Source organism: Methylobacterium gossipiicola, from assembly GCF_900113485.1.
GTDB classification, from domain to species: domain Bacteria; phylum Pseudomonadota; class Alphaproteobacteria; order Rhizobiales; family Beijerinckiaceae; genus Methylobacterium; species Methylobacterium gossipiicola.
Window position 1 is genome coordinate 139,095 of record NZ_FOPM01000002.1, and the last position, 15,432, is coordinate 154,526.

General features: G+C 70.3%; 15 protein-coding genes. 6 read left to right on the plus strand and 9 right to left on the minus strand.

From position 1 onward, the window contains the following. The first annotated feature begins 101 nt into the window (after nt 1-101). Nucleotides 102-1,382, plus strand: a complete 1,281-nt coding sequence (locus tag BM249_RS02220) for a PQQ-dependent sugar dehydrogenase (RefSeq protein ID WP_091968542.1) — start codon at nt 102-104, stop codon at nt 1,380-1,382. 21 nt (nt 1,383-1,403) lie between these two features. On the opposite strand, the gene BM249_RS02225 is transcribed toward BM249_RS02220, so the two are convergent. The 3 genes from BM249_RS02225 to BM249_RS02235 form a co-directional block, all read right to left on the minus strand. After that, complete coding sequence (locus BM249_RS02225) at nt 1,404-2,336, minus strand: ABC transporter ATP-binding protein (protein ID WP_091968544.1); 933 nt, start codon at nt 2,334-2,336, stop codon at nt 1,404-1,406. Between the two features lie 19 nt (nt 2,337-2,355). Beyond that, nucleotides 2,356-2,616 (minus strand): hypothetical protein, encoded by a 261-nt coding sequence (locus BM249_RS02230; RefSeq protein WP_091968546.1) that lies wholly within the window; start codon nt 2,614-2,616, stop codon nt 2,356-2,358. 158 nt (nt 2,617-2,774) lie between these two features. Next, nucleotides 2,775-3,095, minus strand: coding sequence for a PetM family of cytochrome b6f complex subunit 7 (locus BM249_RS02235; RefSeq protein WP_091968549.1), 321 nt, complete (start codon nt 3,093-3,095; stop codon nt 2,775-2,777). Nucleotides 3,096-3,351: 256 nt separating this feature from the next. Here BM249_RS02235 and BM249_RS02240 point away from each other — a divergent pair, with 256 nt between their 5' ends. Together BM249_RS02240 and BM249_RS02245 are read left to right on the plus strand one after the other, a co-directional pair. Next, entirely contained in the window at nt 3,352-3,999 is a 648-nt protein-coding gene (locus BM249_RS02240; RefSeq protein WP_091968834.1) for an HAD-IA family hydrolase, read from the plus strand. Between the two features lie 395 nt (nt 4,000-4,394). Beyond that, nucleotides 4,395-4,754: a hypothetical protein gene (locus BM249_RS02245; RefSeq protein ID WP_244528538.1), complete on the plus strand. Its 360-nt coding sequence runs from the start codon at nt 4,395-4,397 to the stop codon at nt 4,752-4,754. A 169-nt stretch (nt 4,755-4,923) separates the two neighbouring features. Here BM249_RS02245 and BM249_RS02250 read toward each other — a convergent pair whose 3' ends face one another. The 3 genes from BM249_RS02250 to argH all read right to left on the minus strand — a co-directional run bounded on the left by BM249_RS02250 (nt 4,924) and on the right by argH (nt 7,507). Next, entirely contained in the window at nt 4,924-5,613 is a 690-nt protein-coding gene (locus tag BM249_RS02250; RefSeq protein ID WP_091968551.1) for an invasion associated locus b family protein, read from the minus strand. A 52-nt stretch (nt 5,614-5,665) separates the two neighbouring features. Continuing rightward, nucleotides 5,666-5,980, minus strand: coding sequence for a hypothetical protein (locus BM249_RS02255; RefSeq protein ID WP_091968553.1), 315 nt, complete (start codon nt 5,978-5,980; stop codon nt 5,666-5,668). A 129-nt stretch (nt 5,981-6,109) separates the two neighbouring features. Further along, entirely contained in the window at nt 6,110-7,507 is a 1,398-nt protein-coding gene (argH, locus tag BM249_RS02260) for an argininosuccinate lyase (protein ID WP_091968555.1), read from the minus strand. A gap of 54 nt (nt 7,508-7,561) precedes the next feature. On the opposite strand from argH, the gene tlpA reads away from it, so the two are divergent. Both tlpA and BM249_RS02270 read left to right on the plus strand, forming a co-directional pair. Beyond that, entirely contained in the window at nt 7,562-8,191 is a 630-nt protein-coding gene (gene tlpA, locus BM249_RS02265) for a thiol:disulfide interchange protein TlpA (RefSeq protein ID WP_091968837.1), read from the plus strand. A 139-nt stretch (nt 8,192-8,330) separates the two neighbouring features. Next, complete coding sequence (locus BM249_RS02270; RefSeq protein ID WP_091968557.1) at nt 8,331-10,019, plus strand: methyl-accepting chemotaxis protein; 1,689 nt, start codon at nt 8,331-8,333, stop codon at nt 10,017-10,019. Here BM249_RS02270 and murJ read toward each other — a convergent pair whose 3' ends face one another. Beyond that, nucleotides 10,020-11,549 carry a murein biosynthesis integral membrane protein MurJ gene (gene murJ, locus BM249_RS02275; protein ID WP_091968560.1) on the minus strand — a complete coding sequence of 510 codons (1,530 nt, stop codon included), beginning with the start codon at nt 11,547-11,549 and terminating at the stop codon, nt 10,020-10,022. It abuts the gene before it with no gap. Nucleotides 11,550-11,683: 134 nt separating this feature from the next. Continuing rightward, a complete protein-coding gene (locus tag BM249_RS02280; protein ID WP_091968563.1) occupies nt 11,684-12,283 on the minus strand; it encodes a superoxide dismutase in 600 nt (199 codons plus the stop codon). A gap of 216 nt (nt 12,284-12,499) precedes the next feature. On the opposite strand from BM249_RS02280, the gene BM249_RS02285 reads away from it, so the two are divergent. After that, nucleotides 12,500-13,561, plus strand: a complete 1,062-nt coding sequence (locus tag BM249_RS02285) for a hypothetical protein (RefSeq protein ID WP_091968566.1) — start codon at nt 12,500-12,502, stop codon at nt 13,559-13,561. A gap of 36 nt (nt 13,562-13,597) precedes the next feature. Here the strand turns inward: BM249_RS02285 and BM249_RS02290 are convergent, their stop codons facing one another. Then, on the minus strand, nt 13,598-15,298 hold the full coding sequence (locus tag BM249_RS02290) for a sensor histidine kinase (protein WP_244528540.1): 1,701 nt from the start codon (nt 15,296-15,298) through the stop codon (nt 13,598-13,600). Between the last annotated feature and the right edge of the window lie 134 nt (nt 15,299-15,432).

Sequence of the window (15,432 nt, forward strand, 5' to 3'; positions counted from 1 at the left end):
CCACCCGCGCGGGCCGTTGCGGCCGGGTGGGGAGTCTTCGGTCGCTTTGGGCGCCGGAGCGCCTGACACGGCTACGCCGCCGCCCTGGAGGACAATCCGACGTGAAGCGCATCTCCCAGACCTTGCTCGCCACCCTCGCCCTCGCCGGGCTGCCCGCGAGCGCCTTCGCACAGGAGACGGGCACCGCCCCCCGGCAGCCGCGGGTCGAGGGCGAGGCGTTCACGGCGCCGGCCTCCGACGCCGCCGGCACCACACCCGCCGAGACGGAGGCTCCGAACACCACCTACAAGCCGCTGCTGCCGAACCAGACCCGGGCGCCGAAGCCGGCCGCCGCCACCAAGGTCAAGGTCGAGACGGTGGCCAAGGGCCTCGACAGCCCCTGGGCCCTCGAATTCCTGCCCGACGGGCGCATGCTGGTGACGGAGAAGGGCGGCACCCTGCGCATCGTGGCCAAGGACGGAACGGCGGGACCGGCGATTCCCGGCGTGCCGAAGGTCGATGCCAAGGGCCAGGGCGGCCTCCTCGACGTGGCCTTGAGCCCAAGTTTCGTCGCCGACCGCATGATCTACTTCAGCTACGCCGAGCCCCGCGAGAAGGGCAACGGCACCACGGTCGCCCGCGCCAAGCTCGTGGAGGACAAGGGTGCCGCCCGCCTCGACGACGTGAAGGTGATCTTCCGGCAGATGCCGACCTACGACGGCGATAAGCATTTCGGCTCGCGCCTCGTGTTCGCGCCGGATGGCAAACTGTTCGTCACCGTGGGCGAGCGCTCCGACAAGGAGCCCCGCGTCCAGGCCCAGGACCTCACCAGCGGCCTCGGCAAGGTCTTCCGCATCGATACCGACGGCAATGCCGCCAAGGACAACCCGTTCACGGGCGGCGAGAAGGCCAAGCCCGAGATCTGGTCCTACGGTCATCGCAACGTCCAGTCGGCCGCCCTCGACCCGCAGGGCCGGCTTTGGACCGTCGAGCACGGCCCGCGCGGCGGCGACGAGCTCAATCGTCCGCGCCCGGGCGTGAACTACGGCTGGCCCGAGGTGAGCTACGGCATCGAGTATTCGGGCGAGAAGATCGGCGAGGGCAAGACGCAGGCCGCCGGCACCGCCCAGCCGGTCTATTATTGGGACCCGGTGATCGGCCCCTCCGGCATGGCGCTCTACACCGGCGACAAGTTCCCGGCCTGGAAGGACGCCTTCCTCATCGGCGGCCTCGCCAGCCAGGGGATCGTGGCCCTGAAGCTCGACGGCGACAAGGTCGTCACCGAGGAGCGCATTCCCCTGGAGGCCCGCATCCGCGACGTGAAGACCGGCCCGGACGGGGCTGTCTACGCCGTGACGGACGGCCCGGACGGCAAGATCCTGAAGCTGACGCCGGGAAGCTGAGACAGATCGGCGTCCGCTGGGTCAGGCGGACGCCGTTGCCCTGATCGCCGCCAGGCTGAGGCTCATCGGACCGTTCGGCCCAGCCACGGCGAGGCGCTCGGTGCCGGTTTCGAGAAGCAGCGCCAGGGCATCACGCAGGGAAGCGTCCCACGCGATGATCGGGGCGCCCTCGGCCGGCTCGACCTGCGCGAGGGCGCCGACGGTGAGCCCGGCCAGACGCCGCAGGGCGCGGTCCGGCCCGGTGAAATCCGCCGCGAAGGCGTCGACGGGGTGCGCGAGGAGACGGTCGGGCGTATCGGCCTGGACAATGCGACCGGCGCGCATGAGCACGATGCGGTCGCCCATCCGCACGGCCTCGTCGAGGTCGTGGGTCACCAGGATGACGGTCTTGCGCAGACGCTTCAGGATGGTGCCGATCTCGGCCTGGAGACGACCGCGCGCCACGGGATCGACGGCCCCGAACGGTTCGTCCATGAGCAGGACCGGCGGATCGGCCGCGAGCGCCCGCGCCACGCCGACGCGCTGACGTTGGCCGCCCGAGAGGGCATCGGGCAGTCGGCCCCGGAACTCCGACGGATTGAGGCCGACGAGGTCGAGCAGGGCATCGACGCGTTCGGCGATGCGGGCCTTGGGCCAGCCCAAGAGTTCCGGCACCGTAGCGATGTTGCGGGCGACGGTCCGGTGCGGGAAGAGGCCGACGCCTTGGAGCACGTAGCCGATGCGGCGGCGCAGGCGGATCGGATCGACCTGCGCCACGTCCTCGCCGGCCAAGCGGACGATGCCGGCATCCGGCTCCACCAACCGATTGATCATCCGCAGGGTCGTGGATTTGCCGCAGCCCGAAGGGCCGATGAGGGCACAGGTCTCGCCCTCCGGGATCACGAGATTGATCGCATTCACGGCCGGACGGGACGCGCCGGGAAACCGCTTCGAGACGCCTTCGAAGCGGATCATCGCGGCCGCTCCAAAGACCTCAGCAGCCTTTGCAGATGGAGCCCATGGTGGTGCGCATCTTCGAATCCCACGCCTTGTCGCGGATGGCGGCGGCGCGCTGGGCCTTGGCCATGTCGGCCTCCGTGGTCGAACGCGTGAACGGCGCGCCCGTCCGCCCCGGCGGCTTGGTGACGCCCGTGGACGTGATGTTGCGGCTCCCCGCTGCTCCGGGCGTCTGGGCGACGGCGGGGACCGTCGCCAGCAGGGGCACGGCGAGGGCGGCGGCGAGGAGGCGGACCATGGGAAACCCGGATGCGTAGGACGAAACGCCGGACGATCGTCCACGAGACGATCCAATCAAGATCATAGGGTGCGCCGCACGGCGCGCCAACGCGCGCCCGATCGACGCGTGCGCGACGGCACGCGGGAGCGCGGATTAACAGGGGTGCTCCCGGATGGTCAGGGGCGGCTGAGGAACCCCACCGGCTCGCGACCGGGCTGGGCGAGCCAGAGCAGGAACGCCCCGAGGCCGAGGCCGAGGAGGGCGGCGGGCGCGAGGGTCAAGGGCAGCACCAGGATCTGCCACAGCCAGGGGGCGACACCCTCGACGGTGCCCTGGAGGGCGCTCGCCCGGTCCTTGAACAGGGTGAACAGCAGGTCGCTCACCGTCGTCACCCGCAGGCCGTTGTTGGCGATGGAGCGGGCGCCGTCATAGACGACGCCGACGAAGCCCGCCGCGAGGAGAACGAGGCCGAGGAAGCGGCTGAGGAAGCGAAGCATCGAGCCCGGTCACACCCGCCGGTCGAATACCGGCCGGGTCTTGAGTAGGGGCGCCCGCCCGCCGGTGCAAGCCGTGCCGCCGAGCCTGCCAGCGAAGCGCCGGTTGCCAAGCTGTGCCGCATTGCGAGCGCGACCCGGCCCATGCGACACCGCCCCGGTTTCGCGCCACGCCCGCCTCCGGGGACGAACCTTGACCGATCCAATCGCCGCCGCGTCCGAACCGCATGCGTCCGTTCCACAAGCCCCCTTGGCGCTCATCATCTTCGATTGCGACGGCGTGCTCGTGGACAGCGAACCGATCAGCCTGATGCGCCTCACCCTCGGCCTCAACCGCATCGGCGTCGCCATCGATGTCGACACCGTCCGGGTGCGCTTCGCCGGCACCTCCATGGCGTCGATCATGGCCCATATCGTGCGCGATTATGCCGTCACCGTACCGGACGACTTCGTCGCGACGGTGAAGGCCGACACCCTGCGGGCATTCGATGCCGGACTCCTGGCGATGCCCGGCGTGGCGGATGCCGTCGCGGGCCTCGCCCTGCCGCATTGTGTTGCCTCGTCTTCCGATCCGGTCCGGCTCGCCCATACCCTCGGCCTCACGGGGCTGCTGCCCCTGTTCGAGGGCCGGATCTATTCCTCGACCATGGTGGCGCGCGGCAAGCCCGCTCCGGATCTGTTCCTCTACGCCGCGGCCAGCATGGGCGTGGCCCCCGACGCCTGCCTCGTCGTCGAGGATAGCGTGCCGGGCGTTCAGGCGGCCCGCGCCGCCGGCATGCGCGTCCTCGGCTTCAGCGGCGGCGGCCACTGGGCCCATGACCGGACCGGCGCCGACCTCGCCGCCGCCGGGGCCACGCGGGTATTCGACGATTTCCGCCGGTTCACGGGGCTCGTTGCCGCCGCCTGAGGGCAAACCGAAGGAAGCTGTCGCGGCGGGCTTGGCAGGAAGCGCTTCCTGCCACGGTCGGCCGTGCATTCGAAAGATCGATCCGTTGACGAAATCACCGCCGCACAGCATCTTAAGGGTGTTCGGCGGCGGTTTCCACCGCCGCCGCGCCGCGGTGATTTGAAGTGTGTAGCTTGCGCCGCGTCACCAAACGCTAAAGCACTACGATGCGCCCGCGCCTCGTGGTCCTTATACGATGAGGATGACTTGCCGTGCTGACCATTCTGTTTTGCCGACCCCTCCCGATGCCCTGCATGTGCTGTCGACGCTGATCCCGCCGTGAAGTGTCCAGCCCATCTCAGCCCGGCCAAGCGCCGGAACCGGCCGCATGGCCGTCATCAGGAGTGTTTCGACCCATGTCCTACCCTCACGCAGAGACCACCGCCCGTGCCCTGAACCAGCGTTCGCTGGCCCCGCCCCTGGTCGATCTGCAGGCCCTGCGCGCCCGCAACGAATTGCATGCCGACAGCACGTCCCGGCGCCGCGCCGAACCGGCGCCAACCCGCATCATCGAAATCGGCGAGATCACGGCCGGGATCGCCGTGCCGGAACGCGGCGGCGTCCGGTTCTTCTCGTCGCAGCGCGACTTCGACCTCCTCGACGGAACAGTGTTCGGCAGCGTTGAGCAGGCCGCCCGCGCCGCCCGCGAGCGATTCCGGAATCGGTCGGGCTCCCGCGGTCGTTCGTCGGAGGGGCAGCGCCTCCGCGCCGTGTGAGCGCGTCTCAGGTTGGCCTGTTCGGCTTCTGGCAAACGCAGGCTCCCTCTCCTTCCAGGAGAGGGAGCCTGACGTGTTTCACGGATACGAGGTGATCGAACGAAACTCGTATGACCTGGGCGCCGCGTCCCTCCGGGGGCGCGGCGTTCCTGCGTCTACGTTCCTGCGTCTACTTGCACTCCTCGCGGGCGCGCTTCATCGCCTCGGCGAAGCCGGCAAGCGCGTATTCGTCGTTGGTCGGGTTGCCGCGCATGGACGTCGTCTTGACCTGGAGCTTGGCCGTGCGCGCCATCTCGGTGACGACGCGGGACTCCTCGGCCTGATTCTGGAGCCAGGCGTTGTTATCCTTGATGACGAGGCCGTAGCGGGCCGTCCCGAGGTGAATGGCCGGGTCCGTGGGAGCGGCCGTGACCTTGGCGTTCGCGGCTTGGGCAGCGGCGGGTTTTGCCGGGAAGCCCAGCATCACCGCGACCTCGTTGGCGATGTTCTCGCCCTTGCGCACGGTGACGAACAGGTAGGCCGTGTCGCGGGCGAGGGTTTTCGGCGTGCGCGTGGTCGGCTGGGCGATGGCGTAGCAGACGCGGGTCTTGCCCTGGCCGTTGGCGAAGACGTTCCAGTCACCGAAGATCGCCAAGGGCGTCGCTTGCTGCATGCCGGGCGCCGTCACGGCCTTCCCGCCCTTGCCCGAACGGGTCCGCCGCCGCTTGCGCGAAGGCTCCGCCGCCGCCTCGGGCGCTGCCTCCTGGGCCTGGACCAGCCCGGCCCCGAGGGGCGACCCGGCCCCCGTGAGGGCCGCCGGCCCGCACAGGAGAACCGAGGAGAGCCCGAGGAGGAAGCAGCGCCGGACGTCGAGGAGCATGAGAAACCTTGTGGGCGGGACCGTATCGAACCGGATGTTGTGGGAAGCGCCGTCAGGAGACGTGCGCGTCGACGGAGAGGCCCGGGACCGGGATCGCCGCCATCGGGATCGACCGCTCCGAACCGGTGGACTCGGCCGTGGCTTGCAGCAGCGGGACTGCGCGCACCTCCGAGGTCAGGGCCTGAAGCGTCGGCAGTGCCCGCGGCTTCGGATCGTTGTAGGGGGTGTTATAGCACTTGCGCACGGAGGCCCAGAACGCAACGCGCTCGGCCTCGCCCAGGCGGGCGAGAACGGCGTCGATGCGGTCCATGGCCTGCGCGGCGAGACCGGGAACGTCGTCCGGCATCATCCAACTCTCGACGGGCATGCGCGATCTCCGAACGGGCTCGGGCAGATTTCGGGGCGTCTCGCGAACACGAGGGGGCATTCGCGAGACGCCCATAGGCAGGATCACATAGCTGAGCCGTGAACGCCAAGCATCACGGCCCGGCTTTTCTCAGCCTTTCTCGTCGTCGGCGCCGAGCAGGCCGAGCCAGCGCGTGGCCTGGGCCCGCACGTTGTCGGGGGCGGTGCCGCCGTAGCTGGTGCGGCTCGACACCGAGTTCTCCACACCGAGCACGGCATAGACGGCGTCGGTGATCCGGGGCTCGGCTGCCCGCATCTCGTTGAGGGTGAGGTCTTCGAGGCCGACCTGGCGGGCGGAGGCGGTGCCGACGAGGCGGCCGGTGACGTGGTGGGCTTCGCGGAATGGCAGGCCGAGTTCGCGCACCAGCCAATCGGCCAGATCCGTGGCGGTGGCGTAGCCGGAGCCGGCGGCCCGGGCCAGGACGGGAGCGTTGGGCTCCAGATCCTTCACCATGCCGGTCATGGCGGCGAGGCACAGGGATAGGGCCTGGAGGGCGTCGAAGGTGCCCTCCTTGTCCTCCTGCATATCCTTCGAATAGGCGAGCGGCAGGCCCTTCATGACGATGAGCAGGCCCGTCAGGGCGCCGATGACCCGGCCGGACTTGGCGCGCACGAGTTCGGCCGCGTCGGGATTGCGCTTCTGCGGCATGATCGACGAGCCCGTGGTGTAGCCGTCCGACAGGCGCACGAAGTCGAACTGCGCCGAGGTCCAGACCACGAGCTCTTCCGCGAAGCGCGACAGGTGGACGGCGCAGATGGAGGCGGCCGCGAGCGCCTCGAGGGCGAAGTCGCGGTCGGCCACGGAATCGAGGGAATTGGCCGTCGGGCGGTCGAAGCCCAAGGACGCCGCCGTGGCATGGCGGTCGATGGGGAACGAGGTGCCGGCGAGCGCCGCCGCCCCCAGGGGACACTCGTTGAGGCGGGCGCGGGCATCGCGGAACCGGCCCCGGTCGCGGGCCAGCATCTCGACATACGCCAGGCAATGGTGCCCGAAGGTGACGGGTTGGGCCGATTGCAGGTGGGTGAAGCCCGGCATCACGGTGCCGGCATGCTGCAAGGCCTTCTCGGCCAGGGCCCGCTGCAGGTCGGCGGCCTGCGCGTCGAGGCTGTCGAGGGTGTCGCGCACCCATAGCTTCATGTCGGTGGCGACCTGATCGTTGCGCGAGCGGGCCGTGTGCAGGCGCCCGGCGGCGGGGCCGACGATCTCGGTGAGCCGGCTCTCCACGGACATGTGGATGTCCTCGAGCTCGCGCTTGAACACGAAGCCGCCGGCCTCGATTTCCGCCCGCACGGCCTTGAGACCGTCCTCGATCGCCGCCACATCGGCTTTGGGCAGGATGCCGGCGTCGCCCAGCATGGCCACATGCGCCAGGGAGCCGCGGATGTCCTGGGGCGCGAGGCGCTTGTCGAACCCGATGGAGGCGTTGATCTCCTCCATGATCTCGGCGGGGCCGCTCGCGAAGCGCCCGCCCCACATCCGGTTGCTCATGTTGACACTGTTCCTCTCCGCAGCCCCGTCCACCCGACCGGCGACGCAACGATGATGCCCGCTCGCACGGCGCGCCTCGCGGCCGGAGCCGCCCTCGTCACCGCCCTCGGGGCAGGGCTTGCCGTATACGGGACGGGTCGGACCGGCGGCAACTCCGGCCCCTGCGCGGGCGCGCCCCAGGCCATCGCGCGGCTCGCCCCGCATGCGCGCGGCGCCGTCGCGGCCCTGCAGGCCCTGGAGACACCGCGCCCTGCCCCCGCCCTGACATTCAAGGGGCCGGACGGCGCCGACACGACGCTGGCGGCCCTCGACGGACGCCTGAGGCTGGTGAACCTGTGGGCGACGTGGTGCGGGCCGTGCAAGGCCGAGATGCCGGCCCTCGACCGGCTCCAGGCGGAGATGGGCGGGCGGGATTTCACGGTCGTCGCCATCAACGTCGAGACCCGCAACCTCGACAAGCCGCCGCAATGGCTGCGCGACAACGCCATCACGCACCTCGCCTACTATGCCGATCCCGGCGGACGTGTGCTGCCGGCGGTGCAGAAGGACACGGGGTCCCAGGGCCTGCCGACGACGATGCTCGTCGACGCGAAGGGCTGCACCCTCGGGGTGATGAAAGGACCGGCCGATTGGAGCGGCCCGGATGCCCGGCGCCTTCTCGAGGCAGCCCTCGGCCGAAATTGAGGGCGCAGACCGCCGCTCGAATTGACACGCCGCCCCCCCGTCAACGCCTCTCGGGATCGATCGTGTATTTTTAACGAGACTTTAGGGTAATCGACAAACAGATCGAAGCTCACCCAAATTCGAACGGTCGAGGCGATCCGTGGCCCTGAGAAACCTCTCCATTCGTGCGAAGCTCAGCATGAGCTTCGGTGTGATCTGTCTGCTTGTCCTCGCCCTCGGCGGCCTATCCCTCTTCCATCTGAATGCCGTGAACACCATCGCGCGGGAGATGCGCGACGATCATCTACCGACCACACAACTGCTCGCGAAGATGCAAGTTCTGATCCTGCGGACGCGGACCAACGGCGCCCGGCTGATCAGCGCCGACACGGACGCCCTGCGCGCCGAGGTGACCGCCACCCTCGCCAAGCGCGATGCCGAGATGCGCGCCGTGCAGGCCGATTACACGGCCCGGCCCGCCACGCCGGAAGCCCGCGCGATCTACGCGGCCTTCGAGCAGCAGTGGACCGCCTACAACGCCCTGCGCGACGCCGCCGCCGCCGATGTGCGGGCGGGAGACATCGCCAAGGCACAGCGCACCTTCAACACCGCCCTGTCCACGGGGGTCAACGCCGTGCTCACGGAGTTGCAGAAGCTCATCGACCTCACCGACCGCACGGCGCGGGCGAGCGGCCGCCGGGCCCAGGAGACCTACGATACGGCGCTGACCGGCACCGTGATCCTCATTGGGGTCGCGCTGCTCTGCGCCGTCGGTGCGGCGGCGTTCCTCATCTTCGGCGTCAGTGGTCCCCTGCGGCGGATGACCCAGACCATGGCACGCCTCGCCCGGGGCGATGTCGCGGCAGAGGTGCCCGGCTCCGGGCGCGGCGACGAGATCGGCGCCATGGCGGAGGCCGTCCAGGTGTTCAAGGACAACATCGTCAGGACCCGCGCCCTGGAGGAGGAAACGCGCGTCGCCCGACTCGATGCCGAGGCGCAGCGCCGGATGGCGACCTTCAGCCTCGCCGACCGGTTCGAGGCGGCGGTGGGGGGCATCGTCGCCCAGGTGAGCGCCGCCGCCACCGAACTTCAGGCCACAGCCGGCAGCCTCTCGGGTACGGCCTCCGACACGGCGGGGCGCTCGACGCAGGCCGCGGCGGCGGCCGACGTGGCGGCCACGAACGTCACCGCCGTGGCGGCGGCCACCGAGGAACTCGGGTCCTCCGTCACGGAGATCGGCCGGCAGGTGCAGGGCTCGGCGAACCTGTCGCGCCTCGCCGTGACCGAGGCGAGCGAGACCGCCGCCCTCGTGCGCGACCTGAGCGAGACCGCCGGCCGGATCGGCGACGTGGTGGCGATGATCTCGACCATCGCGGGCCAGACCAACCTGCTCGCTCTCAATGCGACCATCGAGGCGGCCCGAGCCGGCGAGGCCGGCCGCGGCTTCGCCGTGGTGGCGACGGAGGTGAAGGAACTCGCGACGCAGACGGCGCGGGCCACCGACGAGATCACCGGGCAGATCGGCCGCATCCAGGCCTCGACGACACAGGCGGTGACGGCCATCGGCGGCATCACCACCCGCATCCGCGAGATCAGCGAGGTCGCCTCCTCTATTGCGGCGGCCGTGGAGGAGCAGGGGGCGGCGACCCAGGAGATCGTCCGCAACGTCAGCGAGGCGGCCTCCGGCACCGACGCCGTCACCCGCACCATGGGCAGCGTCGCAACGGCGGCCGAGGAGACGGGCACGGCGGCGGCGCAGGTGCTCTCGGCCGCCGCCGAACTGTCACGGCAATCGGAGGATCTGCGCGGTCAAGTCTCGCACTTCCTCGCAACGGTGCGGGCAGCCTGATTATCTCCGACGCAGGCGCAGGCCGAACACCCGCAGGGTGGCGAGCAGCAGCCCGGCATACACCACGGCCCCGGCGGCGCCGAGCACGCCGAGGACCACCACCTCGCGCAAGTGCGGCAGGGCCGGGACCACCCCCTCGACCACGGGCAGCCCGAAGCGGGCGACGCCGGCGAGGACGGCGCAGGCGAGGGTGACGCCGACCAGGGTGATGCCGAGGCCCCGGCTCGGTGCCATCCAGCCGCGTCGCCACGCCAGGGCGACGAGGAGGCCGAGGTTGACCCATTGGCCGATGGCGGTCGCCAGCGCCAGGCCGGTGACGCCGTAGGGGCCGGTGAGCACGATCTTGAGGGCCACGTTGATGGCGATGGCGGTCAGCGAGGCGATGAGCGGCGTCATGGTGTCCTGCCGGGCGTAGAAGCTCGGCAGGGCGCTGCGCAGGAGCACCACGGCGGGGAGCGCCAGGCCGTAGGCGGCCAGCACCGAGGCGGCCCGCGCCGCGTCCTCCGCCCCGAAGGCGCCGCGCTGGAACAGGGCCGCCATGATGAGATCCGGCAGGATCAGGAACGCGACGGTGAAGGGCGCCGACAGGGCGAGCGAAAACCCGGCCGCCCGGTTCTGCGCCGCATGCGCCCCGGCGGCGTCGCCGCCAGCGATCCGCCGGCTCATCTCCGGCAGCAGCACGGTGCCGGCCGCGATGGCGATGACGCCGAACGGCAGTTGATAGAGCCGGTCGGCGTAATACAGGGCCGAGACCGCCCCGGTGGGCAGGAAGCTCGCCAGGATGGTGTCGGCGAAGGACGCGATCTGGAAGCCGGCCGAGCCGATCACCGCCGGACCCAGAACCTTGAAGAACCGCCGCATGGCGGGATCGCGCAGGCTCGGCGCAGCCAGCGTCGGGGCGATGCCGGCGCGGCGGCAATCCCACCACACCAGGGCGAATTGCAGGACGCCGGACACCGACACGCCCCAGGCGGCGGCATAGGCGGCGTTGGGAAACAACCCGGCGAGGCCGAGGGCCGCCAGCATCGACAGGTTGAGGAGCACCGGGGCGCCCGCCGCCACGGCGAAGCGGCGATGCGCGTTGAGCAACCCCGAGAACAGGGTCACGAGGGTCATGAACAGAAGATACGGGAAGGTGATCCGGGTCAGCGACACCGCCAGGGCGAACCGCTCCGGGTCCTCCGAGAAGCCCGGCGCCAGGGCTTTGACCACCCAGGGCATCGCCGGCAGGGCCAGTGCCAGAAAGACGATCTGCGTCAGCAGCATCAGGGTGAAGATGCGGTCGGCGAACCGCCTCGCCGCCCCGGCTTCGGCCGCCTCGGACAGACCGGCATAGCTCGGCACGAAAGCGGTGTTGAACGCGCCCTCGCCGAAGATCGCCCGGAAATGGTTCGGCAGGCGGAACGCCACCACGAAGGCGTCGGCCAAGGGACCGGCACCCAGGATCGCGGCCATCACCACGTCGCGGGCGAAGCCCGTGACCCGCGACACCAGCGTCCAGCCGCCGACGGAGAGGATGCTGCGGATCATGGAACTCGCTCGACGGACGTCTGCCCCCCTGAATGGGAGGGAGCCGACGCGGGATGGGGCCGCGCAGCAGAAAGCCGACACGGCAACGCCGCGAGTCCTGACGACTCGCGGCGCGGCATGTCACACGAAAGACCTTACTTCGTGGCCTCGGCGTACATCTTCTCGACGTGCTCCCAGTTCACGAGGTTCTCGATGAACGCCTTGAGGTAGTCGGGCCGGCGGTTGCGGTAATCGATGTAGTAGGAGTGCTCCCACACGTCGACGCCGAGGATGGGCTTGGCGCCGTGCACGAGGGGATTCTCGCCGTTCGGGGTCTTCTGGATCTCGAGCTTGCCGTCCTTGACGGCGAGCCAAGCCCAGCCCGAGCCGAACTGGCCGACGCCGGCCTGGATGAAATCGGCCTTGAACTTCTCGAAGCCGCCGAGATCCTCGTCGATCTTCTTGGCCAGCGCCCCCGGCACGGCGCCGCCGCCATTGGGCTTCATCCACTGCCAGAAATGGATGTGGTTGTAATGCTGGCCGGCATTGTTGAAGAGCGGCTGGTTGTTGCCGTAGGCGGCGACCAGGACTTCCTCGACGCTCTTGCCTTCGAGGCCCGTGCCTTCGAGCAGCTTGTTGCCCGTATCGACATAGGCCTTGTGGTGCTTGTCGTGGTGGAACTCGAGGGTTTCCTTCGACATGTACGGGCCGAGGGCGTCGTAGGCGTAGGGCAGTTCGGGCAGGGTGAAGGTCATCGGCAAATCTCCGGATCGTGGTGTCAGGGTGCGACGGCGGGCGCGACGAGCCGCCCACCACCCGCTCGACCAACGCGCCGATACCTAAGTCGATGCCAGCGCGGCGGCAACGCCGCAGCGCGCCATGGGGGTGCACGGCCAACGGATTTTGCAAATGGTCCGCAGGGCCTTACTGTCCCCGCCGCACTACGGGTGCGGACGTTTTTCGAGAGTTCCATGAACATTGCGCTTTTCGCGCTCGCTGTCCTGATGATCGTCGGTGGCGTTGCGGCGGTGATCCAGGGGTTTCCCTTCGTGCGGCTGGAAAGCGGCATGGCCATGACCGTCGCGGGGGCGACCTCGGCCTCGGCGGGCGCCGTCCTCCTGGGCCTCGCGGTGGTGGCCCAACAGCTTCGCAGCCTTACCCAACGCCTCGCTTCGACCGAGCTTGCGCCCAGCCGGGAGATCGCGCCCAGCCGGGAGGCCGCCCCGGCCCGGCCTTTCGCGCCGGATCTGTCCGGCCCGACCGTCGCCGATCCCGAGCCGGACGAAAGGCCCGGCCGCCAGCGGCCGAGCCTCGACGGTCTCGCGACGCGCGACACGAAGGCGAGCCACGGCCTCGCGGGACTCGGAGCGGGGTTCGAAGCGGAATTCGCGGCGGGGCTCGCCGGTGCGACCTTCGCGGCCTCCGCGGCGAACGACGCCCCCCAGGGCGCCGGCCCCAGCGGGCGCGGGACCGAGCCGACCTTCATCCAGCCGCCGGAGCCGGCGGCAGCGGAGGTCGCCGAACCACGCCTTGAGGAACCCGCGCACGAGCCCCTCCTCGCCGAGGTCTCGCGCGAGCCTTCACCCTTGCCCGAGCCCTTTCCCCAAACCTCGCCGGAACTCCTGCCGCCGCCGGTGAGGACGGTGGCCGTCGAGCCTCCGCCCTCCGAGCCCGTGGTCCACGCTCCGCCGGTCCCGGAGATGGACACCTTGGCGCAGGACGATCATCCGAAGCCGCGTGTGTTCGACGTCGAGGCGGCGGGCGAACCCTTGCGCCTGTATCCGACCCTCGACACCACCGATCTCACGCCGCTGCCGTCGCCCGCTCCCGCCCCCGAACCGGAGCCCGTGGCCATCGAAGACCAACCCGACGTGGTCGGCACCTATAAGTCGGGGGGCAACACCTACGTGATGTTCTCCAACGGCTCCATCCAGGCGGAAACGCCGCGTGGACGCTTCACCTTCGCGTCCCTCGACGAACTCAAGGATTTCGTCCGGGCCGGGGGCGAGGGCGACACGCGGGGCGCCGCCTGATTCGAACCCATCGCGTCGCTGGGCAGGCCCCCTCGTTCAGGGCAGGGACGCCAGCACCGTACTGCGCGCCGGCAGCGGCGCCAGCATCCGCAGGCGAAACCCGTCGACGGGGTACGCCATCGTCACTTCGGCCCGCACCTGTGCCGTCAGCACCCGCTGGAGCAGGCGCGAGCCGAAGCCCTGACGCGTCGGCGGCGGCACGGGGGGGCCACCGCTCTCCCGCCATTCGAAGTCCAGCGTCCCGTCCGACTCGAGGCTCCAGGTGATGGCCACGCGCCCCTCCGACGTCGAGAGGGCGCCGTACTTCGCCGCGTTGGTCGTAAGTTCGTGGATCGCCATGCCGATGGGCACGGCGACGTCGGAGGTGAGATCGACGGCCGGCCCGTCGAGGCGAATCCGGGCATCCGCCGCCCCCTCCCCGAGGGAGCCATCGGCATAGGGCCGCAGTTCATTGGCCAGGAGGGTGCGCAGGGAGGCCGTCTGCCAAGTGTCTTCCGTCAGGACCGAATGGGTGTGGGCCAGCGACATGATCCGGCCGACGAACGCTTCATAGAAGCTCTCGATGCTGGAAGCCGTGCGCGCCGTGGAGCCGACAATGGCCTGCACCGTGGCGAGGGTGTTCTTCACCCGGTGATGCAGTTCACGGATCAGCAGGGTCTGGCGTTCCTCGGCCATCCGCCGTTCGGTCACATCGGCGACCACGCCGATGAGCCGACGCGGGAGCCGGTGATGCGGGTCCTGCTCGAAGCGCCCGGCGAGGTCGATGATGCGCCACGCGCCGTCGCTCCGGCGCCGGATGCGGCCCGTGGCCTGGAGCACGGCATCCCCCCGAAGGGCCCGCGAAATCGCCGTGCGAAACGGAGCTCGATCGTCGGGATGGAGGATGTGTTCGAGGAACTCGCGCTTGCCCACGGCGCCGTCCGCGACGCTGCGCCCGAAGATCGCGAACATGCGTTCGTTTTCCCAAACGGCCTGATCGTCGAGCATATGCCACTCGAAGATGCCCAATGCGGCGAGCGAGGTGGCGATGCGCAAGCGTTGCTCGCTCGCATGCAGGGCCGCGCGGGTGACGACCTCGGCGGTGATGTCCTGCACCGTCCCGGCGATGCCGGCCGCTCCCCCCCGCCCGTCCCACCGGGCTTCACCGCGCACGTCGATATGGCTCTCACGCCCGTCGTCGGACCGGTTCAGGCGGCATTGCAGGGCGAACGCCCCACCCTCCCCCAGGGCCTTGCGGACCTCGCCCTCGATCCGTGCGGCCTCGGCCCCATCGAGGCGCCCGCGCAGGCTCGCCCAGGGCAGGCCGGAAGTTGGGATTTCGCCCAGGATGCGGGCGGCCCGGCGCGAGAGCGCCACGAAGCCCGTCCGTGGATCGAAGCGCCATTCGCCGAGGTCGTCGGTCGGGCTCGCCGCGATCGACACGGCGTCCTCCGCCTCGGGGCCGTCGACCACGAGAACCTGGATTCCGTCCGCCGGAGCCGAGGGGCGGACCCGAACGTCGAGGACGCCGCCGTCGCGGCGGCGCCAGGGCCGGAAGCCCGCCGGGACGGGGAAGACGGCCTCACCGAGGTCTTCGAGGGCAAGCCCCGTCAGGCCGTCGGCCGGATACCCGAGCAGATCACAGAGATGGGGATTGGCCGCCCCGACGCGGCCGGTCCGGAGATCCAGGGTGAGGAGGCCGATCCCGGCTCCGGCGAACGCCGCCTCGGTTCCGTTCTGATCCGCAGCGCCGCTCACTCCGCCCCCCTCGCTCAACGGTGGCGCCCGCGTGAAGACTTCCCCATCGCGGGGGAAGGCTTCGGCAAGGCCGGACACGACGCACCGAATACATGCAAGGGCTTCGGGCGCCGGAAGGCAAGAGGGTTTGTTCT